Annotated in this window: 23 protein-coding genes and 1 pseudogene; 3 read left to right on the top strand and 21 right to left on the bottom strand. The window is 25.8% G+C overall.

Annotation, left to right across the window (positions count from 1 at the left end):
* Positions 1-5: 5 nt before the first annotated feature.
* From bioA to bioB, 3 genes are read right to left on the bottom strand one after another with little or no spacing between them, the layout of a single operon-like run.
* The gene (gene bioA / locus I2A66_RS03445; RefSeq protein WP_330615442.1) at positions 6-1,361 is read right to left on the bottom strand and encodes an adenosylmethionine--8-amino-7-oxononanoate transaminase; all 1,356 of its coding nucleotides are present in this window, start codon (positions 1,359-1,361) and stop codon (positions 6-8) included.
* Between the two features lie 15 nt (positions 1,362-1,376).
* A complete protein-coding gene (gene bioD, locus I2A66_RS03440; RefSeq protein WP_195250966.1) occupies positions 1,377-2,075 on the bottom strand; it encodes a dethiobiotin synthase in 699 nt (232 codons plus the stop codon).
* A gap of 17 nt (positions 2,076-2,092) precedes the next feature.
* Positions 2,093-3,046: a biotin synthase BioB gene (gene bioB / locus I2A66_RS03435; RefSeq protein ID WP_147516711.1), complete on the bottom strand. Its 954-nt coding sequence runs from the start codon at positions 3,044-3,046 to the stop codon at positions 2,093-2,095.
* A 234-nt stretch (positions 3,047-3,280) separates the two neighbouring features.
* Here bioB and I2A66_RS03430 point away from each other — a divergent pair, with 234 nt between their 5' ends.
* The gene (locus I2A66_RS03430) at positions 3,281-3,937 is read left to right on the top strand and encodes a hypothetical protein (RefSeq protein WP_195250965.1); all 657 of its coding nucleotides are present in this window, start codon (positions 3,281-3,283) and stop codon (positions 3,935-3,937) included.
* Between the two features lie 198 nt (positions 3,938-4,135).
* Positions 4,136-6,028, top strand: a complete 1,893-nt coding sequence (ftsH, locus tag I2A66_RS03425) for an ATP-dependent zinc metalloprotease FtsH (RefSeq protein WP_195250963.1) — start codon at positions 4,136-4,138, stop codon at positions 6,026-6,028.
* Positions 6,029-6,096: 68 nt separating this feature from the next.
* On the opposite strand, the gene I2A66_RS03420 is transcribed toward ftsH, so the two are convergent.
* The gene (locus I2A66_RS03420; RefSeq protein ID WP_122640004.1) at positions 6,097-6,510 is read right to left on the bottom strand and encodes a hypothetical protein; all 414 of its coding nucleotides are present in this window, start codon (positions 6,508-6,510) and stop codon (positions 6,097-6,099) included.
* A gap of 251 nt (positions 6,511-6,761) precedes the next feature.
* Here I2A66_RS03420 and I2A66_RS03415 point away from each other — a divergent pair, with 251 nt between their 5' ends.
* Positions 6,762-7,127, top strand: a complete 366-nt coding sequence (locus I2A66_RS03415) for a hypothetical protein (protein WP_122640005.1) — start codon at positions 6,762-6,764, stop codon at positions 7,125-7,127.
* Between the two features lie 58 nt (positions 7,128-7,185).
* Here I2A66_RS03415 and I2A66_RS03410 read toward each other — a convergent pair whose 3' ends face one another.
* From I2A66_RS03410 to I2A66_RS03330, 17 genes and pseudogenes are all read right to left on the bottom strand, one after another.
* Complete coding sequence (locus I2A66_RS03410; RefSeq protein WP_122640006.1) at positions 7,186-8,466, bottom strand: aminotransferase class V-fold PLP-dependent enzyme; 1,281 nt, start codon at positions 8,464-8,466, stop codon at positions 7,186-7,188.
* Between the two features lie 129 nt (positions 8,467-8,595).
* Positions 8,596-9,408, bottom strand: a complete 813-nt coding sequence (locus I2A66_RS03405) for an ABC transporter permease (protein WP_122640007.1) — start codon at positions 9,406-9,408, stop codon at positions 8,596-8,598.
* Positions 9,402-10,100: an ABC transporter ATP-binding protein gene (locus tag I2A66_RS03400; RefSeq protein WP_122640008.1), complete on the bottom strand. Its 699-nt coding sequence runs from the start codon at positions 10,098-10,100 to the stop codon at positions 9,402-9,404. Before I2A66_RS03400 ends, I2A66_RS03405 begins: the two co-directional genes overlap by 7 nt.
* Positions 10,101-10,112: 12 nt before the next feature.
* A complete protein-coding gene (locus I2A66_RS03395) occupies positions 10,113-10,469 on the bottom strand; it encodes a GntR family transcriptional regulator (protein ID WP_122640009.1) in 357 nt (118 codons plus the stop codon).
* A gap of 115 nt (positions 10,470-10,584) precedes the next feature.
* The gene (locus I2A66_RS03390) at positions 10,585-11,061 is read right to left on the bottom strand and encodes a hypothetical protein (protein WP_122640010.1); all 477 of its coding nucleotides are present in this window, start codon (positions 11,059-11,061) and stop codon (positions 10,585-10,587) included.
* Positions 11,062-11,134: 73 nt separating this feature from the next.
* Positions 11,135-13,171 (bottom strand): ABC transporter permease subunit/CPBP intramembrane protease, encoded by a 2,037-nt coding sequence (locus tag I2A66_RS03385; RefSeq protein ID WP_195250962.1) that lies wholly within the window; start codon positions 13,169-13,171, stop codon positions 11,135-11,137.
* The gene (locus tag I2A66_RS03380; protein WP_122640012.1) at positions 13,161-13,952 is read right to left on the bottom strand and encodes an ABC transporter ATP-binding protein; all 792 of its coding nucleotides are present in this window, start codon (positions 13,950-13,952) and stop codon (positions 13,161-13,163) included. The genes I2A66_RS03385 and I2A66_RS03380 overlap by 11 nt, the downstream gene beginning before the upstream one ends.
* 140 nt (positions 13,953-14,092) lie before the next feature.
* Positions 14,093-15,049, bottom strand: coding sequence for a dTDP-glucose 4,6-dehydratase (gene rfbB / locus I2A66_RS03375; RefSeq protein ID WP_122640013.1), 957 nt, complete (start codon positions 15,047-15,049; stop codon positions 14,093-14,095).
* Between the two features lie 15 nt (positions 15,050-15,064).
* Positions 15,065-15,934, bottom strand: a complete 870-nt coding sequence (gene rfbA, locus I2A66_RS03370) for a glucose-1-phosphate thymidylyltransferase RfbA (protein WP_195250960.1) — start codon at positions 15,932-15,934, stop codon at positions 15,065-15,067.
* A gap of 36 nt (positions 15,935-15,970) precedes the next feature.
* Positions 15,971-16,822, bottom strand: coding sequence for a dTDP-4-dehydrorhamnose reductase (rfbD, locus tag I2A66_RS03365; protein ID WP_122640015.1), 852 nt, complete (start codon positions 16,820-16,822; stop codon positions 15,971-15,973).
* A 7-nt stretch (positions 16,823-16,829) separates the two neighbouring features.
* Positions 16,830-17,417, bottom strand: a pseudogene (rfbC, locus tag I2A66_RS03360) (dTDP-4-dehydrorhamnose 3,5-epimerase).
* A gap of 19 nt (positions 17,418-17,436) precedes the next feature.
* Positions 17,437-18,012: an acyltransferase gene (locus tag I2A66_RS03355; protein WP_122640016.1), complete on the bottom strand. Its 576-nt coding sequence runs from the start codon at positions 18,010-18,012 to the stop codon at positions 17,437-17,439.
* Positions 18,013-18,045: 33 nt separating this feature from the next.
* Positions 18,046-19,125 (bottom strand): glycosyltransferase family 2 protein, encoded by a 1,080-nt coding sequence (locus I2A66_RS03350; protein ID WP_122640017.1) that lies wholly within the window; start codon positions 19,123-19,125, stop codon positions 18,046-18,048.
* A 10-nt stretch (positions 19,126-19,135) separates the two neighbouring features.
* A complete protein-coding gene (locus tag I2A66_RS03345; RefSeq protein ID WP_195250956.1) occupies positions 19,136-20,260 on the bottom strand; it encodes a DegT/DnrJ/EryC1/StrS family aminotransferase in 1,125 nt (374 codons plus the stop codon).
* 12 nt (positions 20,261-20,272) lie between these two features.
* Positions 20,273-21,103, bottom strand: coding sequence for a glycosyltransferase (locus tag I2A66_RS03340; protein WP_195250954.1), 831 nt, complete (start codon positions 21,101-21,103; stop codon positions 20,273-20,275).
* Between the two features lie 100 nt (positions 21,104-21,203).
* Positions 21,204-22,034, bottom strand: a complete 831-nt coding sequence (locus tag I2A66_RS03335; RefSeq protein ID WP_195250952.1) for a glycosyltransferase — start codon at positions 22,032-22,034, stop codon at positions 21,204-21,206.
* Positions 22,035-22,062: 28 nt separating this feature from the next.
* Positions 22,063-22,779: a glycosyltransferase gene (locus I2A66_RS03330; RefSeq protein WP_147516720.1), complete on the bottom strand. Its 717-nt coding sequence runs from the start codon at positions 22,777-22,779 to the stop codon at positions 22,063-22,065.
* Positions 22,780-22,784 lie beyond the last annotated feature (5 nt).

Genomic DNA, 22,784 nt, shown 5'->3' with positions numbered 1-22,784 from the left:
TTTCTTTATTTTTCTTTAAAATATTCTATAATACTTTCTTTAGCTACATTAACCATAAAGTCAATTTCTTTTTCACTTATTACATATGGTGGCATAAAATAAAGTATATTTCCTAAGCATCTTAGTAATACACCTTTTTCTAGTGCTATTTTATATATGTTATCACCAACACGTAGTTCACTTTCAAAAGGTTCCTTTGTATTTTTATCTTTTACTAGCTCTATCGCTCCTATCATTCCTATTTGTCTATATTCACCAATTTGTGGAATATCCTTTAATATGCTTGTTACTCTACTTCTTAAATATTCGCTTTTATACTTATTTTTGTTTAATATATCTTCATCTTCAAATATATTTAAAGTTTCTATTGCTACACTACATCCTAAAGCATTTCCTGAGTAACTATGGCTGTGAAGAAAAGCTTTCATAGTACTATAATCATCATAAAATGCATCATATATTTTGTTTCCCATAAGAACTAGTGAAAGCGGCATATATCCGGCTGTTAATCCTTTAGATAAACACATTATGTCTGGTGATATATTTGCATGCTCACATGCAAACATCTTTCCCGTTCTTCCAAATCCAACTGCAATTTCATCTGCTATTAAATTTATATCATATTTATCACATATTTGCCTTAGTTTAACTAAGTAATTAGGTGAATAAATCTTCATACCTGCTGCACATTGAACTATTAGTTCTATTATTATTGCAGTAACTTCTTCATGTATCTCACTTATCTTTTCTTCCATATATTTAAAACATTCTGCATTACATGTACTTCTTTTCTTATTAAACTTACATCTATAACAGTCTGGTCCTTCCACTTTAACTGTTTCAAGAAGTATTGGTTCGTATATTTTGCTATATAAATCCATATCACCTACAGATAAGGCTACTATTGTTTCACCATGATATGAATCACTTATTTTTACAAATTTATATTTTTTATCTTTTCCAATTTGCTTATGATATTGAAAACTTAATTTTAAGGCAATCTCTACAGCTGAAGATCCATTATCTCCGAAAAATACTTTATCTAATCTGTCTGGAGTAATATTTACAATTCTCTTACAAAGTTCAATAGCTGGCTTATGAGTAAAATTTGCAAATATAGTATGTTCCAAACTATTTGCTTGTCTATATAATGCATCATTTATTCTTATATTACTGTGACCAAATAAGTTAACCCACCAAGATGACACTGCATCTAAATATAATTTTTTATTTACATCTTGTAAAAATACACCCATACCCCTTTCTATCACAATAGGTAAAAACTCTTCATAGTCTTTCATTTGAGAACAAGGATGCCAAATATACTTTAAATCTTTTTCTTGTAATTTTTTCATTTTCATAGTTATATATCCTCTTTACTTGAATAAGCTCATAAGATTACTTGTATCAAAATTATCATATTCTTTTTTTATATTTTTATTTTTAAAATCATCTAGTTTATGTATAACTCCCAATATATCAAGTTTAGTTATATTTTTTATTACACTAATATTATCATCTTCATAAAAATTTCCAGTATATCGATTTATAAATATTCCCTTACAATTAATATCTTTATTTTTTAAAAACTCATATGCAAGAACTGTATGGTTTATTGTTCCTATATATGGACTACTTAGCATTACAACATCTAAATCCAAGTCTTTAATTAAATCATAAATATAGTAATCATTATCAATTAAAGGAACTACAACACCCCCAGCTCCTTCTACTACCACGTAATCATATTCATTAGTAAGTTTTTTATAGTGATTTATTATATTTTCTTTTAATATATTTATATTTTCTATTTTATCTGCTAAATGCGGTGATACCTCATTATATAGGCAGTAAGTATTCATTTTTTCGCAATTCTCATCTAAGTCACATATTTCTTTTATATATTTAATGTCTTGAGAAATTAAAAGGTCCTCACTTTTTATCCCTCCACTTTGTATTGGTTTATATGGTATAACACTATAGCCTTCTTTTTTTAATTTATATACGATACCTCCAGTAATAAATGTCTTACCAATACCTGTATTTGTTCCAATTATAAATATTCCTTTTCCCATAATTCTTACCACTTTTCTTAAACTATATTAAATCCTAAATTTTTTATCATTTTTATATCCTCAGATATTCCATTTCCACAAGTCGTAAGCAAATCTCCCGTTATTGTTGCATTAGCTCCACCTATAAATGCTAACTCTCCATAGTTAGTTAAAAAATTTCTTCCTCCTGCTAATCTTATTTGAGCTTTTGGATTTATAAATCTATATATAGCTAACGCTATTAAAAAATCTTCCTCAGTTATTTTTTCTACATCATTCATATTAGTTCCAGGTATATTATTTAACATATTTAGCGGTATAGAAGTTATATTTAATTCTCTTAATTCAAATGCCATATCTATTCTATCTTCCATACTTTCACCAAGACCAAATATCCCCCCACTACAAACTTCTATACCTACTTTTTGTGCAGCTTTTATAGTATCTATTTTTTCATCATATGTATGTGTACTACAAATCTTTGAGAAATGATTTCTAGAAGTTTCTAAATTGTTATGATATCTAGTCACTCCAACTTCACTAAGTAATATCATATCTTCTTCATCTAGCAATCCATGTGATGCACAAGTTTTTATATCTACATTTCTGTTTATAAACTTATATGATTCAACTACTTTTTTCATTTCTGACTTGCTAAGTCTTCTTCCTGATGTAACTATTGAGTATCTTTTTACACCTTTTTTAGCATGATATTTTGCATCTTTTATAAACTCTTCTGTAGTCTTTAATCCATATACATCTATATCAGTTTTATGAAAGGCTGACTGTGCACAGAATTTACAATTCTCACTGCACTTTCCACTTTTACCATTTACAATCGAACATAAGTCAAATTTATTTCCTAAGAAATGTTCTCTTATTTCATTTGCATATTTAGATAAACTTTCTAAATCATAATTTAGTAAACTTATAGCTTCTTTCTTATTTATTAAATATCCATTTTTTATTTTAGTAGCTAATTCTTGTAACATAGTATATTCTCCTATTTTCTATATAAATAATTTGTTTATATTTATTAATATAATTTATTTTTTTATTTAGGTTAATCTAAATATGTTTATAGGTTTACCTAAGATTTAAAATTAATCTAAATAAAAAGTTATAAATTGTAAATTTTCGATTTTGTTTAAATAAAAAAGAAGGATTTTCTTTAATATTAAGTGAATACTTAGAAATTATATAGTTATAAAAAGGAGGGTTTTATTTTGAAAGAACTATCTTTAGTAGAAAAGTATATTTTATGTATATTAGATAATAAAAATTACTCAGCCTTGTATAAATCAAAATACTATAAATCGTGTATTATAAATGCATGCTTGTGGCAACTATTTACTATGAGTTTAATAAGATTTGATATTAACAAGAAAATTATTCTTAATAAAGATTTTAACGATAATATACCTTATCTTAAAACCATTTATGATAATATTAATAATTATAGCTATAGAACAATTCAAAAAATAATTGATGATTATATGTTTGCTTATTCAAATTACTCATTATATTTTATTATAGATAATCTATTATCATCATTAGTATCAAAAAAAGCTATTAACATAAAAACTAAAAATAGACTTTTTAATGAAAAAATAATTTATGAATCAAGCCCTGAAATTATTAACACAATTATTTCTAAAATAAAGTTTGAAGTTCTTACTGATTATCATCCATCTAATGAAATTATTATTTTAACTTTATTGCTCCTAAAAAGTAATGTGTTAAGTAATTATTTCTCTAATTCTGAAATAAAAGAAATAAAGTCAATATTAAGTAAAGATGTAAAAAGTAATGAAATAGGCCTATTTATAAAAGATATTTTAATTGATAAGAAATTAGATATCGATAATATGGCTCTTGCTTAAACAAAAAATAAGTATCTTACAAATATATAATTTAAGGTACTTATTTTTTATGTATATTTTTTTAACAAAGTTTATTATATAATGGGTTTATTATTGTAAATTTACATAAAATATATTATTATATATCAATAAATAATTTTAAGTTCAAATAATTATTTATTTCACCATTTCTATTTAAATTTAAGGAGATTATAAAATATGGATGAAAATAAAAAACCTAGAAAACCTCTAATATACTATTATTTATCGACGCTAATAATAGTAATGTTGCTGAATGCGTTTTTATTTCCAAGTATGAAGTCATTAAGTACAGAAGAAGTAGATTATGGCAAATTTATATCAATGTTAGAAAATAAAGAAATTAAAGATGTTGAAGTCCAAAGTAATGAAATTGTATTTACTTCATCTAATTCTAATGATAAGAAGGTATATATAACTGGTAAAATGGATGACCCTGATTTAGTTAATAGACTTGAAAAAGCAGGAGTAACATTCTCAAAGGTTATACCTCAGGAAAATTCTCCTATAGTTAATTTTTTACTAACTTGGATAAGTCCAATATTAATATTTGCCTTATTAGGTCAAATGTTCTCAAGGATGTTAGCTAAGCGAATGGGTGGTCCTGGAGCAATGCAATTTGGAAAAAGTAATGCTAAAGTTTATGTAGAAGCACAAACTGGTAAAACCTTTAAAGACGTTGCAGGACAAGATGAAGCAAAAGAAGCTCTTACTGAAATCGTAGATTTCTTAAACAATCCAGATAAATATAAACAAATAGGAGCAAAAATGCCAAAAGGAGCTTTACTTGTTGGCCCTCCAGGTACAGGTAAAACTTTGCTTGCTAAAGCAGTTGCTGGTGAAGCAAGTGTTCCATTTTTCTCTATTTCTGGATCTGAATTCGTAGAAATGTTTGTTGGTATGGGGGCTGCTAGAGTTAGAGATTTATTTAAGCAAGCTCAAGAAAAAGCACCTTGTATAGTTTTTATAGATGAAATTGATACTATAGGTAAAAAACGTGATAGTGGTAATGGAGTGGGTGGAAATGACGAACGTGAGCAAACCCTAAATCAGTTACTTACAGAAATGGATGGATTTGATGGAGGGCTTGGTGTAGTAATCCTTGCTGCTACAAATAGACCCGAAAGCTTAGACAAAGCGCTACTTAGACCAGGACGCTTTGATAGACGTATACCAGTTGAAATGCCTGACTTAGCAGGTCGTGAATCTATACTTAAGGTACATGCTAAAAATATAAAAACTGAATCTAACATAGATTATAATGTAATAGCAAGAGCAACTTCTGGTGCATCTGGTGCTGAACTTGCTAATATAGTTAATGAAGCTGCTATTGCTGCTGTTAAAGATAATAGAAACTTAGTGTCTCAAAAAGATTTAGAAGAAGCTGTAGAAGTTGTTATAGCTGGGTATCAGCGTAAAGGTGCCGTTATTTCTGATAAAGAAAAGAAAATAATCGCTTATCACGAAATTGGGCATGCTCTTGTTGCTGCTATTCAAACTAATAGTGATCCAGTTCATAAAATAACTATTATACCTCGTACATCTGGTGCATTAGGATATACAATGCAGGTTTCAGAATCAGAAAGTGTTCTAATGTCTAAAGAAGAAGCATTTAATAAAATAACTACATTCACCGGTGGACGTGCTGCAGAAGAAATTATTTTCAATATATCTACATCTGGTGCATCAAATGATATAGAACAAGCAACTAAAATTGCTCGTGCTATGGTAACTAGATTTGGTATGAGTGATAAATTTGGTATGGTTGCCTTAGAAACAGTTAATAATCCATACTTAGGTGGCGATGCTTCTCTTACTTGTTCTCCTGAAACTGCTACAAAAGTGGACCAAGAAGTATTGAGTATTATAAAAGAAGCTCATGAGAAAGCTAGTAAGATATTAAGAGAAAATATAGATAAGTTACATGAATTATCTGAGTATTTACTTGAAAAAGAGACCATTACAGGATCTGAATTTATGAAAATATTAAATAGTGAGAATTTATCAGAAAATGAATCTTCTGAAACTCAAATAATAGATGATAACCAAAGTATACTAGATATAAAAAAATAATAAAAATGCTAAAGAGCATATGATAATATACAATTATTTATATATTATCATATGCTCGTTTTTATAAATCATTTGTACATCCTATCTTCTTTATTTGATATACTATCTGAATCTATATTATTTTTTATTGCATTTGCAATAGCTTCTTCTATAGTTTTACCTTTAGCCATTAAACTAGTTGTATTATAACTTATCTTATCTAAAGTACCAAAGCAAAATCTACACTCACTAGTAAATGCTAATAATGTATAATGCCCATCATATTTTTCTTTTGATATATAATCAGCAACCGTTATTGCTTGAACCAAATCCATCTCTTTCATATCTCTAATAAATGTTACGTATTTTTTCTGAACTATGCTCTTTTCTTTAGAATTATCAAATTTAACTATAGCTTCTTTTGAGTTTATATCTTGTATAAAAACTCCTATTTCTTTATAAGTTTCACCATCATCATATAAAATTCTGTCTCCAAACCTCATAATATCTCTCCTTTTAAATTAATATATCTTTATAATATTGAATTTATTATTATACAAACATAAATTAATTTTTATATCTATATTACATATTATTATTTTTTATATTAAAAGTAGCTTGTCCTCTTAAGTAAAAACTTAAATTTTGTATAATAATACATATATTTTTATTTTTCATATTTTTATTTATAAATTGTATATTATAGTATAAAATATGATATGTTCATATTTTAATTTAAGAAAAAGGTGATTTTATGGAATTTTTACAATTTGATGATTTAAGTCTATTTTCTAAAATAGGCCTTGATGAAGAAACTCTAATGATACATAGTAAGTGTGGAAACTACAGCTTTTATATTAACTTTAAAGATGAAATAAAAGGTGTTGATTACTATGACCTAGCAATTGCAACAAAAACTTCTAATGGATTTATAAACAAATCTGGAGATGCTAAAACTGTAAAAAGAGCTGTTATGGATACATTATCTGGAAAAGAAGTTAGAGATGATATTAAAAGAAAAATTGATAAACCTAAAGTTAATAGTAAAAATAATTCTAATACTAAGACGAAGGTTCCATTTTATTCTAATTCATCTAAAAAAAATCGTAGATTTAAATAATAAAAGATATAGATATGCTTATTTTAATAAGCATATCTATATCTTTTATTATTTAAATTTAATTAAATCTTTTAGATATATCTTCTAACTTATTTAGTAATACATTGGCTTCATTTATTGTATTATATAAGCCTAAGCTAATTCTTATCATTCCTAAACTATCTTCTCCCGCAAATACGTCACTATACGCATCTGCATCACTTACACCTAATAATCGATGTACATATGGATGGGCACAAAATTTACCAACTCTTAAAGATATTCCAGTTTCATCAGCTATAACAGGTCCAATATCATAACAACATTTATCTTTTATATTAAAAGTAATAACACCTAGTCTATCATCAATATAATTTGTATCTCCATATATAATAATATTAGGTATTTTATTTAATCCATTTATAATGTATTCTTTTATATCTTTTTCATGTAACTGTATTTTGTCTAAATCAATCTCCTTTAACTCTTCCAATGCCTTTGCCATACTTATTACACCAAAAAAGTTTTGAGTTCCTGCTTCATACCTAGATGGTAAAGGTGACCAAACTACAGATTTATCAAATACACCTTTTACACATCCACCACCTACTAATATCGGTTCTGAATCTTTCAAATACTCTTTAAGTCCAACTATTGCTCCAGATCCAAATGGTGCATATGCTTTATGAGCAGAAAATGTTAAGAAATCTATTTCCTCACCCTTTGATTTTCCCTTCATATCTACACTCTTATGAGCTATTAATTGAGCTGCATCTACTACTATAATTGCACCATATTTATGAGCAATTTTCGCTACTTCATGTATAGGATTTATATATCCTGTTACATTTGATGCACCTGTGATAGTCACTATTTTTATTTTACCATTAGCTTTTATTAATTGATTTTCTATATCTTCAATTTTAACTCTTCCTAACTCATCAACTTCAGCATAAACAACTTTACCAACTTTTCTAAAAGGTAAATCATTAGCATGATGTTCCATTCTAGTAGATAAAATCATATCATCTCTATTTTGTATAAGTTCATTAGCTAAAATATTTAATGATTCTGTATCTGATTTCGTATATATTATTGTATGTGTGTTAGTGTCTTGTAGATTGAAAAATTTTAATATACTTTTTCTTGTGTTATTAAATATCTCTGTGCAATAATCACCTTTAAATCCAACACCTCTAGCTATTGGTCCATAATTCTTTATATTATCTTCAATTATTTTCATAACACTTTTTAGAGGTGGTGTAGTCGCACCATTATCGAAATTTATAGGTGTTACATATCTTCCATCTTTAAGTTGTATCTTCTCTTCTATTCCTTCAAATAAATACCTATAATCCAAATTAACACCTCCTTAATATTAATAATATGGCATTTTACCTAAAATGATTCTCCTTTTTACAATTTGCCTTTAAATTACAATAAAAAAGAATGTATTTTGCAAATTTACTCCATACATTCCATAATTAACTTACTCTAAATTAAGCTTTTTATCTAATATATAAGTTATTCCAAATAAAATAATAATTCCTAAAAGGATATATATAACTATATCATATATAAAATATGAAGAAAAAACTTTACTCATTTCTGATAAATTAATCATAAAATCATTTGAACTATTTATAGGTATATCTAATCTAGTTTCATCTATTGTATTTATAAAAATACTACTTATTAACTCATATATTTTACTTGATAATATATTTATAACAAAGAAACTAATAAATGCTACTAAGTTTCTATGTTTATTAAATATTGGTAATTGCCCCATAGATACTGATAAGTACAATGTTAAAATAAATACTGAGTATGATACTATCATAAACAATAGTGTTACTAAAATCATATTTGATATAGGATGAATTTGTGAAAATACTTCAGATAATACTGATATTAATTCTAAAATACTTATTTTACTTATAATAAATCCCATTATAGTAAATGAAAGTATTGATACTATCCCACTTAATATTGCATATAGTAATGATACAATATATTTTGATAAAACTAATTCTCTTGATGATACAGGAAGAGTAAACATTAAATATCCCTCATCATCTAATAGATTTTTTCTAAATCTTTGTATTGTAATCATTATAGTCAACACTACAAGAGCTACAAATAATCCAAATAATACTATCATTGATATTCCTTGAATTTGAAAAACTTCCATATTCATACTAAATCCAACTATTAATGACATAAATATAATAGCACAGTATAATGGAAAAAAAGTTCTGCCACAAGCCTTTAGCTCATATTTTATTAATTTACCTAACATCTAAATACCTCCCTAAATAAAGCATCTATAGATTTACCTTTTTCACTTCTTATCTCTTCAACATCTCCTTGAAGAACTATACTTCCATCTGATATAAATATTACCTCGTCACATATATTTTCTATCTCACTAATTAAATGAGTGGCTATTAATAATGTACTATTTTCATCAAAATTAGTTAATATAGTATTTAATATATAACTTCTAGCCGCTGGATCTACCCCTCCTATTGGCTCATCTAATATGTAAATATCTGCTTTTCTTGACATAACTAATATAAGTTGAACTTTTTCTTTAGTTCCCTTTGACATATTTTTCAGTTTTTCATTTATATCTATTGAAAGATCTTTTAACATAGAATTTGCTTTAATTTCATCAAAGTCTTCATAAAAGTCCTTAAAAAATTTTATTATATCTTTTACTTTCATCCAATCATTTAAATACGTTCTTTCTGGTAAATAGGAAACTTTATTTTTAATTTCTTTAGATGGTTTTTGTCCATTTATAAGTACTTCACCTTCATTAGGAGTTAATAATCCATTAATTAGCTTAATCATTGTACTTTTACCATTTCCATTAGGACCTAATAATCCTATAATTTTACCTCTTGGTATTTCTAAGCTTATATTTTGTAAAACTTGTTTTTTACCATAACTTTTACTTACATTATTGAATCTTACTACACTATCCATTATCTATTCCTCCTACAAATTATTACTTATAATTTCTTTTATTTCACTCATATCATATCCTAAACTTTGTAAAGTTTGTTTTAGATAATTAATTTGTGCTCTAGCTATTTCATCTCTCATATTGTTAATTTTATCTTTATCATCTGTTACAAATCTTCCACTAGTTCTTTTAGAGTACACAAGTCCATCTCTTTCTAATTCTGATAAAGCTTTTTGCATAGTATTAGGATTTACCTGTGCATCTTGAGCTAGTACTCTTACTGAATCTAACTTAGAACCTATAGGTATCTCACCTGATACAATTTTATATTTTATCTGTTCTAATAATTGTATATATATTGGTTTATTATTATCAATTTGCCAATTCATTTAATCACCTCAATTGTATTATTCAATTAATACAATAATATAATAATTCAAATTTATTTGCAATATATTTTAATAAAAAAATGGTATATCTCAATATTGAGATATACCATTTCTTCTAGCATCCACATCCACAATTTTTATTGCATCCGCATGAATTATTAGATACATGTGAAGAATTATATCCATAATCAGCTAAGTTGCAACCTTCTACATCTTCATATAAGTCTTCATAGCACTCTACACTTTTAGCTAAGCAAGCTTGTGCTTGTTGCATTAAACATATACCTTGATCTGCTAATTGGTCATATTGAGCCCAAAGTTCATTAGCTCTTTTACATTCTTCTATAGCTTGTTGTTTTAAGCATTCAGCTTTTTGTTCAGCAGCCAAAGCTTGTTGAGCTATTCTATTAGCTTTGTTATTTATACATTCAGCTTGTTGACATTTTTCGTTAGCTAGTTGTTTATATTCATTACAGTTAGACATATTGCTTGAAGGATTCACTACATTAGATGTATTGCAAGAATTACACCCGCAAGATTTATTCACATTTGATTTACATCCACAAGACATTTTTCTAGTTTTATTTTTCATAAATATCACTAACCACCTTTTTAATATTATATTAGAGAATTATCTCTCTTAATATATACTATTCAAAAGCCGATTAATTGCGACACATTTCTTTATTTTTATTCTTATTTTTTAACAATTTCACTGCTATACCTATAAATAAGATACTAATTGAGATGTATACTAAACACTGAAATATACTTAAACTACTTGAAACATTAGTACTAGTTTCTACATGTTCTATATTAGATAAAAAATGACTTACTACTACTGATAATCCATTATTTAAAAAGTGCATAAGCATACTTACAAATATAGAATTAGTTTTACATACTGCATAAGCAAAAGATATTCCAAGAATTCCTGTTGGTATCATTCTTATAAAATCCATATGCATAAATCCAAATAACACACCTGTTAATATTACTGCTCCAGTACAAGTTTTTTTATTATCTTTAAATGAACTTAGTAAGAACCCTCTAAAAAATATTTCTTCACAAATAGCTGGCATACATGCTACTATAAGTAAATTTAATATAAAATTATCCTTCATAAATAATGCATCATTTAGTCCATCTACTACTTCCATACTTTTAGGGAATAACATTATAAGTATTTGACTTATTAACATAACCCCAACATATGTACCTATCCATAGACTTATTGCTCCAAATACTTGTTTTATGCTTGGTATATTTAAACTAAATACTTTTTTAAAGTCTGATTTTATATAATAAGCAAATAATAAAGGAATACCTATTATCATTACTTGAGTCATAGCAATTCCTGCCATTCCAAACTTCATTTGTACTAAACTGCCTACATATATAAGTAAAACTAATCCAAAAGCATATAATATTATACCATCACTCATACTTGGCACAGTTCCCTTTTTAATATTTGAGCGCTTTTCTAAGAATGAAAAACTTCTACTACTCCCAAATAGTATTTCTTCTGAGTTAAACATCTTAGACAATAAAATAACAGCTAAAATTACAAAAGTAAAATTAGATATAAATACCATCGCTACTAAATTAATCTCTGAGTTGAATCCTAATACACTTTTTATAAGTAAAGATATATTAACCACTGGTATTATAGATGTAAAAGTATCAAGTTTGATAGTTGGTATCATTGAAGCATATGATGGTATAAGCACTAAAAACATAACTGGTGTTATATAGTTTTGAGCATCTTTAAAGCTTTTAGCTAAAGAACATACACACATACTTACAGCAGATATAACCATTGCAAATAAGCATATACATAATAATGTTATTATTAGAGGAAAAATTAATTCTCCTATATTAAAACTACTTAAAGATATTCCTTCTACTACACCTCCACTTACAAATAAAAATCCTAGTGTCAAAAGTATGGATAATACATTTAATAATGCAGTCACTATTGTACAAAAAGATACTGCCATATATTTCCCCATTACCAATTCTAAGTTCGTTATAGGTAATGTAAATAGCGTTTCTAAAGTACCTCTCTCTTTTTCTCCTGCCATAGAATCTATTGCTGGATAAATTGCTCCTAAAAGAACTCCTATTATTAAAATAACTGGTATAATTTGACCAAGTAATGACCCTGCTATTTCTTCTGTTTTTGCCACATCTATAGTTTCTATTACTACTGGTTCTAGTACTTCATTAGGGCTTAATCCAATTTCAATAAGCTTTGTCTCTACAATATTAGTTTTATATTTTTCAAATATATTTTCTAATTTATTAATTACTGTACCAGATTTTTCCTTCGATGAATTTAGGTAAATTTCATATTCTTCTATATTATTATTTATATTAGTAATTATATAAGCATCTATATTTCCATCCTCTAATTCTTTTTTATAATTATTAGTCTCTATTAGATTTATATTTCCATTTTTATCATTTTTCTCTTCATCCATCAACTTTATTAGTTCTTGATTTGGAGTTTTTTCAAAAGCTATATTTATATCATCTTTTTCCATACTACTCATTGATGCACTCATTATCTGTGTCATTATTATCATAATTACAGGGTATAGAATTAATGGAAGTACAATTCCCATAAATAAAGTTTTTTTATCTCTAAGAATGTCTATCATTTCTTTCTTAAATATAGATTTAACCATTTTAGTCCTCAATTAGATTCCCCCTTTTACTAGCAATATTTATAAATATATCTCTTAAACTTTGTGTATTGTATTCACGTTTTAATTCTTCACAACTTCCATTTGCTATTATTTCTCCTTTGTGAATCATATAAATTTTATCACATAATGTTTCTGCTTCTTCCATATAGTGAGTTGAATATAATACAGTTTTTCCATTATCCCTTTCATTTTTCATAAAATCTATTATAGACTTACTACTTATTACATCTAATCCTAATGTTGGTTCATCAAATATATAAATTTTTGGTGAATGAATTAGACATCTTGCAATAGAAGTTCTTTGATTTTGCCCTGTTGATAAATTTTCGATACGATTGTCTATAAAGTTCTTCATATCCATCACTTCTACTATATGGTCAATTGATTTTTCTATTTCATATTCTTCCATATCATATAAGCTTCCAAAGGTAGTGAGTAGTTCTCTTGGAGATAATCTATTATATAACTTTGTATTACCGGATATATACCCTATTTCTTTTTTTGCTAAATTCTTATCTTTTAAGTAATCGTACCCTGCCACTTTTATACTACCTGATGTTGGTGTTAATATTCCACCTAACATTCTTAGCAATGTTGTTTTACCAGCTCCATTAGGACCTAATATTCCTATTATTTCTCCTTTTCCAGCTGTAAAAGATACATTATTTACAGCTAAAAATTCTTCTTTTTTGGTTTTTAATTTTACTTTTTTATTTGACTCATCTTTTACTACTCTAGTAAATGATTTACATAAATTACTTACTTCAATCATCTCTTGCTCCCTTCAAAATTTTATTTTGTATAAATATATTATAATGTATATATTATCAATGTAGTACAAATAAAAGAGAATCATGCATTACATAATCCTCTTTTATTCATACTACATTAGACTTTATTTTTCTTATCATTTTAAAATATGTTAATATAGTAACTAATAGTATTTTTTATTCCTTCTTCAAAACTATATTTGGGCTTCCATCCTAATTCTCTTTGTATCTTAGATGAATCTATTGCATATCTTAGATCATGACCTGGTCTATCTTTTACATATTTAATAAGTGAGTCAGGCTTATTTAACTCTTTTAATATCATTTTAACAATTTCTATATTGCTTTTTTCATTATTAGATCCCACATTATATATTTCCCCAAGTTTGCCTTTATGGATTATTATATCAATAGCTTCACAATGATCTTTTACATGTATCCAATCTCTAACATTCATTCCATTTCCATAAACCGGTAGACTCTCATTATTTATAGCTTTACTTATTATCAAAGGTATAAGTTTTTCTTGATGCTGAAACTCTCCGTAATTATTTGAACATCTAGAAATTGTTATAGGCAGATTATAAGTTCTATAGTATGACTTAACTAATAAATCTGCAGATGCTTTTGATGCTGAGTACGGTGAGCTTGGATTTATTTTTGAATTTTCATTGAATAATAAATCTTTTCTGTCTATTGGTAAATCTCCATATACTTCATCTGTTGACACTTGATGAAACTTTTTTATATTATATTTCCTACATGCTTCTAGTAATACTTGTGTTCCTAATATATTCGTTTGTGTAAATATCATTGGATTTGATATTGAATTATCAACATGCGACTCTGCTGCAAAATTAACTACTATATCAATATTTTCATTTTCGAATAAATAAAATATAAATTCCTTATTACAAATATCTTCTTTTATAAATTTATAGCTTTTATTATTTTCTAGTTTTTTTAAATTACTTATATTAGATGCATATGTTAATTTATCTAAATTAATTATTTTGTAGTCTTTATACTTATTCATCATATAATATATAAAATTTGTTCCTATAAAACCTGCTCCTCCAGTAACTAAAATTGTTTTCATAGTTAAAATTCTCCTTTATTTATTGCTAATTAACTTAAGTAATTGATTATAGTAAGATGTTTTTTTATATGACTCAGCTAATTTAATGAGTTTATCTCCATTTATATATCCTTTATTGTATGCTACTCCTTCTATACATCCTATATTTATATTTTTTTCAGTTTGCATTTTATAAACAAGATTTGATGCTTTTCTTAGTGCATTATAATTTCCTGTATCTAGCCATATAGTATCCTTAGATAATAATTCTACACTAAGTTTTCCTTTAGCTAAATATTCATTATTTATAGATGTTATTTCTAATTCTCCTCTTTCTGATGGATTTATATTTTTAGCTATTTCTATAACATTATTATCATAAAAATATAATCCAGGAACAATATAATTTGATTTTGGATTTTTAGGCTTTTCTTCTATAGATACTACTCTATAATTCTCATCAAACTCTACAACTCCAAATTCACGTGGGCTGTCTACTTCATATCCAAATATTAGAGCACCATCTCTTAAATGAGATGCTTTTTCTATCTTATTTATAAAATCAAATCCATAAAATATATTATCTCCTAGTATTAATGATACACTATCGTTGCCTATAAATTCTTCTCCTAATATAAATGCTTGTGCTAAGCCCTTTGGTTTATTTTGAATCTCATAGCTTAATTTAATTCCTAACTGACTTCCATCTTGTAGTAAATCTTCATACATAGGTAGATCCCTAGGTGTAGATATTATAAGAATTTCTTTTATTCCAGCCAACATTAATACTGATAATGGATAATATATCATTGGTTTGTCATATACAGGTAAAATTTGTTTTGATATTGATTTTGTCAGTGGATATAGTCTGGTTCCAAGACCTCCTGCAAGTATTATACCTTTCATTTAATATCAACCTCATCATTTACATACTTTTATGTCTTAAGAATTATTTATTTCTTTTATATATTCTTCAACTGCAACTTTCCAATCTGGAAGTAAGTGAAAATTATTATCTTTTAATTTATCTTTATTTAATCTACTATTTAGTGGTCTTATTGCTTTTGACTTATATTCATTCGTAGTTATTGGTATTAAGTTTATATCTTTATTAGCTATTTCGAATATTATTTTTGCAAGTTCATACCATGTGCAATAACCTTCATTCGTAGCATGATATGTTCCATATTTTTTACTTTCAAGCATATCTACTAATAATTTTGATATATCTTTTGTATATGTTGGTGATCCTATTTGATCGTTTATTACACTTATTATTTCTTTATTATTAGATAGGTCTAACATCGTCTTTATAAAGTTTTTACCATTTATTCCAAATACCCATGATATTCTTACTATAAAATATTTTTCTAATAAAGTTCTTACATATTGCTCTCCTATATATTTGCTCTTTCCATATATATTTATTGGATTTATATTATCATCTTCATTATATGGACTTTGTTTATTTCCATCAAATACATAATCTGTGCTTATATATATCATAGGTATATTTAAAATATTAGCACATTTCGCTATATTTTTAGTTCCTCTTCCATTTACCTTCATACATAAATCAATTTCCTCTTCAGCTTTATCTACGTTAGTATATGCAGCACAATGAATAATTGCATCGCAGTTACTATTTAATATATAGTCTTTAGTTTGACGGTCTGCTGTAATATCCATTTCTTCTTTTGTTGGACAAATTGGAATATAGTCCCTTTTATATAACTCTTTTACAAGATCATATCCTAACTGACCTTGACTTCCTGTAACCAGCACATTTTTCATATTACCACTATCCTTCATATTTAAAAGGTATATCTACTTCATACAGAGTCTTTAAATTTTTGTCTTTTTCTGAAATAATTAAATTATCTACATTATCTATTGGCCAGTCTATATTTATATTTTTATCATTCCATATAATTCCACTTTCATGTTCTGGATTATAAAAATCACTACATTTATATGTGAATATAGCTTCTTTTGATTTTACTAAAAATCCATGAGCAAAACCTACTGGTATATAAAGCTGTCTTTTATTTTCTTCTGATAGAAGAACCATTTCATATTGTCCGAATGTTGGTGATCCTATTCTTAAATCAACTGCAACATCATAAACTGTGCCCTTTATAACTCTTACAAGTTTACCTTGTGGATTTTTAGTTTGGAAGTGAAGTCCTCTTAGTACATTTTGAGTTGATTTTGATTAGTTGTCTTGAACAAAGTTCATTGTTAATCCATTATTATAAAATTCTTTTTTATTATAGTATTCTAAAAAATAACCTCTTTTATCTTGAAAAATCTTTGATTCTATTACGTATAATCCATCTATCTTTGTATATATAAATTTAAAATTTTCCAATTTATTCACCCTAATCATATACATAATTTAAACTTTATTAATCTATACTTTTTAATTTATCTATAAGCATCTGCTTTTCTAATTCTAATATATTCTTACTTCTATTTTTTATTTTTACAGCAGGGCATCCTACATATATAGACCATTCATCACAATCATTCTTTATTAGCGAACAAGCACCTATTGCTGTTCCTACTTTTACTCTTACACTTGGTAAAACAGTTGTTCCTGTTCCTAGTATTGAGTGCTTTTCTAAAATTACTTTCCCTCCATATATATTTCTATATTTATCATCTACCATTGGGTTTGCCATTGCATTTCCAGAATAATCATCAGAAATAGCATATATTACACATCTAGATGATATTGATACAAAATCATTTATTTCAATACCTTCATCTCCTGCAAATAATCCAACATATGCTGATATATGAACATAACTACCTATCTTTATATTTCCACTTAAAATACAAAAATCATCAATCCTAACATTGTTTCCAATATACACGTTTTCTGCATTATAAATGCTAGCTTTTTTACTTATTAGTACATTATCTCCAAAATTTTTTAAACCTAATTTGTACAATTCTTCTCGTGAAAAGAAACTATTCATTTTTATCCTCCAATTAATTGAGTCGTATATTAGCTAAATATTATTTTCTCTTAACCATTTATTAACTATTTCAATTTGTTCATTTGTAGGCGTAGATACAGTTTTGTACCAATCTATACATAAATTAAAGGTTTTATCAAATACATTATTCATAAATTCTTTATCATATCCAAACTTTTGACAAGATAACTGTTTTGTGGATTTTATCGCATCTAGTGTTTCTATGATTTCTTCTACTCTAAGTGAGTAACTATTAGCTCTTTTATGTCTTCTAAATACTGCAACTATACTGTTTATTGATAAAGCATTACCTCCAAGTAATGCTCTTTGATATAAATCTATATCTCCAAATCCATCCATATGATTTACTTCTACATACTCTAAATTACGTCTATTATGCATAACTGATAATGTTGTTGGTGGTTTTCTCTTTATTATACCTGATGAAATTTCTAAAAAGTAATTATTTTTGTCTATTTCTGGTGGTAGATTTAATTCACGTATTTCTATATTATTACTTATATTTCCTTCATAATATACAATCATATCGCCAACGATAAATGATATATTATTATGTCTAGAATATAAATTTATGCAATTAGTAAAAAAGTCATTATCAATATAAAAATCATCATCATTCATAAATATAACATAGTCACCTCTGGATAAATTATATCCTTTTTTTTGACTTTTTCTTGATCCTATATTTTTAATATTTTTATAATATTTTATTCTACTTTCATTCTTGTACTTATTTTTTATAATATCTTCTGTTCTATCTGTAGAAAAATCATCTATTATTATAATTTCAAAGTTTTTATAGCTTTGTCTTAAAATACTTTCTATTGATTCTACAATAATATGTCCCTTATTATAAGTTGGAATTATTATACTTATTACTTTATTTCCATAAACTATATTTTCTCTATAATTAGTTTTAAAAAAATAATCTTCTAACATAGATATATCCTCATTAGTCAACTCCTCTACCTTATTTAAATAAAATCTTAATCCGTCTATAGTAAGATTTTTATTTTTTACTTTTTTCATAATGCTATTAAACATATCTTTATTCTTAATTCTAAGAAAAATATTACTTATATCATTAATCATATAAATCCCTTCAATTACATCTTATAATATACTTAATTATATCTATAATATTTAATATGCTTTCTTCTTCTAAATCTCCATATATAGGTAATGTTAATGTATTGTTTGATACATAATATGCGTTAGATAGATTTTTCGTATCATATCTTCCTTTATAACAATCAAATTCTACTGTCAATGGATAAAAATATTTTCTACAAAAAACATTATACTCTTGTAATTTTATATATAGAGAATCTCTACTAATCCCTAACTTTTCTTCATTTATTAATATTGGGAAATATGAATAATTATGCTTAACACCAGGTTTGTCTTGAACTGTATAAATACCATCTATATCCTTTAGATTTGATCTATATAGATTTGAAATATTTTTTCTCTTTTCAATTTCTTTTTCAATATAATTTAAATTAACTAATCCCATTGCTGCTTGAAATTCACTCATCTTTGCATTAATACCTATTGATTCAACTTTTTCAGAGTTTACTATTCCAAAATTTTTATAATCATTTAGTTTACTTATTAATTCTTTATTATTAAATGTTAAAAGTCCACCTTCTATAGTATTGTAAACTTTAGTAGCATGCATGGAGAACATTGATACATCCCCAAAGTTACCTATTCCTATATTATTTAATTCAACTCCAAAAACATGAGCTGCATCATATATTACTTTTAAATTATATTTTTTAGCTATTTCTTCAATTTCATATACATTACATGGATATCCATATACATGAACAGGTACTATAGCACATGTTCTTTCTGTGATTAAATCTTCAATTTTATTTGTATCAATAGTAAAGTTCTCCATATTTATATCACAAAATACTGGTTTTAAGTTATTTTCTATTATTGCGTGAGTTGTTGATGCAAATGTAAAAGGTGTAGTTATTACTTCTCCTTTTAGATTTAATATATTTAAAGCACTATATAATGCTAAATGTCCATTTGTAAATAATATACTATTTTTTACTTTTAAATACTCTCTTAATTTTGACTCTAACTCATTGTGTATAGGTCCATTATTTGTTAACCATCTACTATTCCATATTATTTTTAATTTTTCATAATATTCTTCAATAGGTGGGAGAAAGGACTTTGTTACATATATTGGATTTTTAAACTTCTTCATTTTATCACCTTATTAATTATGATTTTTATTTAATTTATCAATATAAGGGAAAATCTCCTTTTCTCTCATAATCATTACATCCTTTTCTAACTCATTTTTTATTTGTACTTTTCGGTCTTGATTTAGATTGTATCCAGTCATATCTCTTGATTCTCCACCCCATCTTCTATATATTGTTATTACTTTTATAATTCCTATTCTACATCCTTTTCTAGTTATATTTAATAACTTTGGATAATCTGCTAATTGCTTATAATCTTCATCATACATTCCAAATTTTTTTATAAACGCTCTAGTATAGTAAAGATGTGATCCTGATATAAAATTTCCTTTACATAATTGTAAATATAAATTTAAAGGATCACCATTTAATAAATCTTTATACTCTTTAGGTATTTTCTCTATACTTATCGGCTTCAAGTTTATATCACAGCTATATTCAAAAGATTTAGCTATTAAATATTGTGGATTATACATAAAAAAATTGACAATATTATCAACTGATTTACTATCATAAAAGCAATCATCACATTCTAATGGTATTATATATTTACCTTTGGATAACGTTATTGCTTTATTTAAGTTTCTTACACCACCTTCATTGGTTTCATTTTTATTTACTATATAGTTTACAATATTATCTTTTTTATATTCTTGTATATATAGTTCAACTGATTTCTTGAATTTTTCATCGAATTTATCTGAACAATCATCACTTATTATTATTTCAATCGGTGAATAGTCTTGTTTTAGAATTGAATAAATATTTTGCTTTAAATATTGTATATTATTATAACTAATTACAATTATACTTACTAAATTATTAACATCAATATTTTGCACTTATAATACCTCCTAGTATTATTTTTACTACATTATATTAATAATCCATTGTATAGTTACATACTTCTACAAATTTATATACATTTATATATAATAAATCTCACGGTCTACCACTTTTTATTTTATCTATATATGGAATAATTTCTTTTTCACGCATAGTTTTTCTATCTTTATTCAACTCATTTTTAATTTGTATTTTCTTTTCTTGATCCAAATTATAACCATTAAAATCTCTTGACTCTCCTCCCCATCTTCTATATATTGTTATTGCGTCTATTATGCCTATTTTACACCCTTGCCTAGTTACATTTAATAACTTTGTATGATCAGCTAATTGTTTATAGTCTTCATCATACATTCCAAATTTATCTATAAATTCTCTCGTGTAATAAAGATGAGATCCTGATATAAAATTTCCTTTACACAACCTTAAATATAAATCTAGTGGATCACCATTTAGCAAATCTATACACCATTGTGGAAATCGTTCTTTACTAATTGGATTCATATTTACATCACAGCTATATTCATAAGATTTAGCCATTAAATATTGTGAATTATATTTAAAAAAATCAACAATGTTTTTTACTGATTCACTATCATAAAAACAATCATCACATTCTAATGGTATTATATATTTACCTTTAGACAGTCTTATTGCTTTATTTAAATTTTTTACACCACCTTCATTTATTTTATTCTTATTAACTATATAATTTATAATATTTTCCTTCTTGTTTTCTTCTATATACAACTCTAATGATTTTTTAAACTCTTCATCAAATTCATTTGAGCAATCATCACTTATTATTATTTCAATCGGTGAGTAATTTTGTTTCAAAATAGAATTTATATTTTCTTTAAGATATTTTATATTACTATAAGATATTACAATTACACTTGCTAAGTTATTAATATCTACATCTTTCAATTAATACACCTCCATATATTTACTTTTACTATATATTTTTATATGCTCGCTTATCAAAACAAGAAACTTTAAATTCATTCAAAATTCTATTCTTTTCGTATAAATCTTCAATAACTCCAACTTGATTTCTAGAATTAAACTTGTTTAAAGTATTTTTACCGTGCAATATAACCATATAATTTTCGCTCTCTAGAACTTCATATTTTAACTTTATTGCACCTGCATGACCACCTTCTAAATAATATCGTACATTATTTAGATAATCACTTGCCTTATATATAAGTGTATAAAATGGAGGATATTCAAAATACCATTTACCTAGTTTATCATTTATAATGTCATATACATATCCTTTTTGGTTTATCAATACCTGTGTTTCAGGATTTGGACTATAGTCTAACAACTGTTGAGTAAAACTATTGTGATACATATCATCATCATCTAATCTAACTTCGTAAACATAGTCATAACTTTTTACCATATCTTTTAGTTTATTTAAATTACTTTCAAATACAATATTTTTAGGTAGCTCTGGATATTTTCTTAGTTCACTTTCTATAATTTCTTTGCTTAATTTATCATAAAGTAAAGTACACATAAAGGATTGATTTGTTTGATTGATAAGACTTTGACATGTATAATTCATAAATATATTCATTCTATATTTTATCCACTCTGGGTCTAGTCTAATATCACTAAATCTAAAAGTATTAAATACAATTTTTATAAAAATTAATTTTTTCATAATTA

The sequence above is a fragment of the Romboutsia sp. 1001713B170207_170306_H8 genome (assembly GCF_015550495.1).
In the GTDB taxonomy this organism is placed as follows: domain Bacteria; phylum Bacillota; class Clostridia; order Peptostreptococcales; family Peptostreptococcaceae; genus Romboutsia_E.
The sequence above is the reverse complement of the archived record's forward strand: the minus strand, read 5'-3'. Positions and strand labels throughout refer to the sequence as shown.

Coding starts and splice junctions, on each gene's coding strand:
- I2A66_RS03405 (WP_122640007.1), bottom strand. CDS start 9,408: ATGTTAGGTAAATTAATAAAATATGAGCTAAAGGCTTGTGGCAGAACT.
- rfbA (WP_195250960.1), bottom strand. CDS start 15,934: ATGAAAGGTATAATACTTGCAGGAGGTCTTGGAACCAGACTATATCCA.
- I2A66_RS03415 (WP_122640005.1), top strand. CDS start 6,762: ATGGAATTTTTACAATTTGATGATTTAAGTCTATTTTCTAAAATAGGC.
- bioD (WP_195250966.1), bottom strand. CDS start 2,075: ATGGGAAAAGGAATATTTATAATTGGAACAAATACAGGTATTGGTAAG.
- bioA (WP_330615442.1), bottom strand. CDS start 1,361: ATGAAAATGAAAAAATTACAAGAAAAAGATTTAAAGTATATTTGGCAT.
- I2A66_RS03345 (WP_195250956.1), bottom strand. CDS start 20,260: ATGAAGAAGTTTAAAAATCCAATATATGTAACAAAGTCCTTTCTCCCA.
- I2A66_RS03350 (WP_122640017.1), bottom strand. CDS start 19,125: ATGATTAATGATATAAGTAATATTTTTCTTAGAATTAAGAATAAAGAT.
- I2A66_RS03395 (WP_122640009.1), bottom strand. CDS start 10,469: ATGAATTGGCAAATTGATAATAATAAACCAATATATATACAATTATTA.
- I2A66_RS03355 (WP_122640016.1), bottom strand. CDS start 18,012: ATGAATAGTTTCTTTTCACGAGAAGAATTGTACAAATTAGGTTTAAAA.
- I2A66_RS03400 (WP_122640008.1), bottom strand. CDS start 10,100: ATGGATAGTGTAGTAAGATTCAATAATGTAAGTAAAAGTTATGGTAAA.
- rfbB (WP_122640013.1), bottom strand. CDS start 15,049: ATGAAAACAATTTTAGTTACTGGAGGAGCAGGTTTTATAGGAACAAAT.
- I2A66_RS03330 (WP_147516720.1), bottom strand. CDS start 22,779: ATGAAAAAATTAATTTTTATAAAAATTGTATTTAATACTTTTAGATTT.
- ftsH (WP_195250963.1), top strand. CDS start 4,136: ATGGATGAAAATAAAAAACCTAGAAAACCTCTAATATACTATTATTTA.
- I2A66_RS03420 (WP_122640004.1), bottom strand. CDS start 6,510: ATGAGGTTTGGAGACAGAATTTTATATGATGATGGTGAAACTTATAAA.
- I2A66_RS03380 (WP_122640012.1), bottom strand. CDS start 13,952: ATGATTGAAGTAAGTAATTTATGTAAATCATTTACTAGAGTAGTAAAA.
- rfbD (WP_122640015.1), bottom strand. CDS start 16,822: ATGAAAAATGTGCTGGTTACAGGAAGTCAAGGTCAGTTAGGATATGAT.
- I2A66_RS03390 (WP_122640010.1), bottom strand. CDS start 11,061: ATGAAAAATAAAACTAGAAAAATGTCTTGTGGATGTAAATCAAATGTG.
- bioB (WP_147516711.1), bottom strand. CDS start 3,046: ATGTTACAAGAATTAGCTACTAAAATAAAAAATGGATATTTAATAAAT.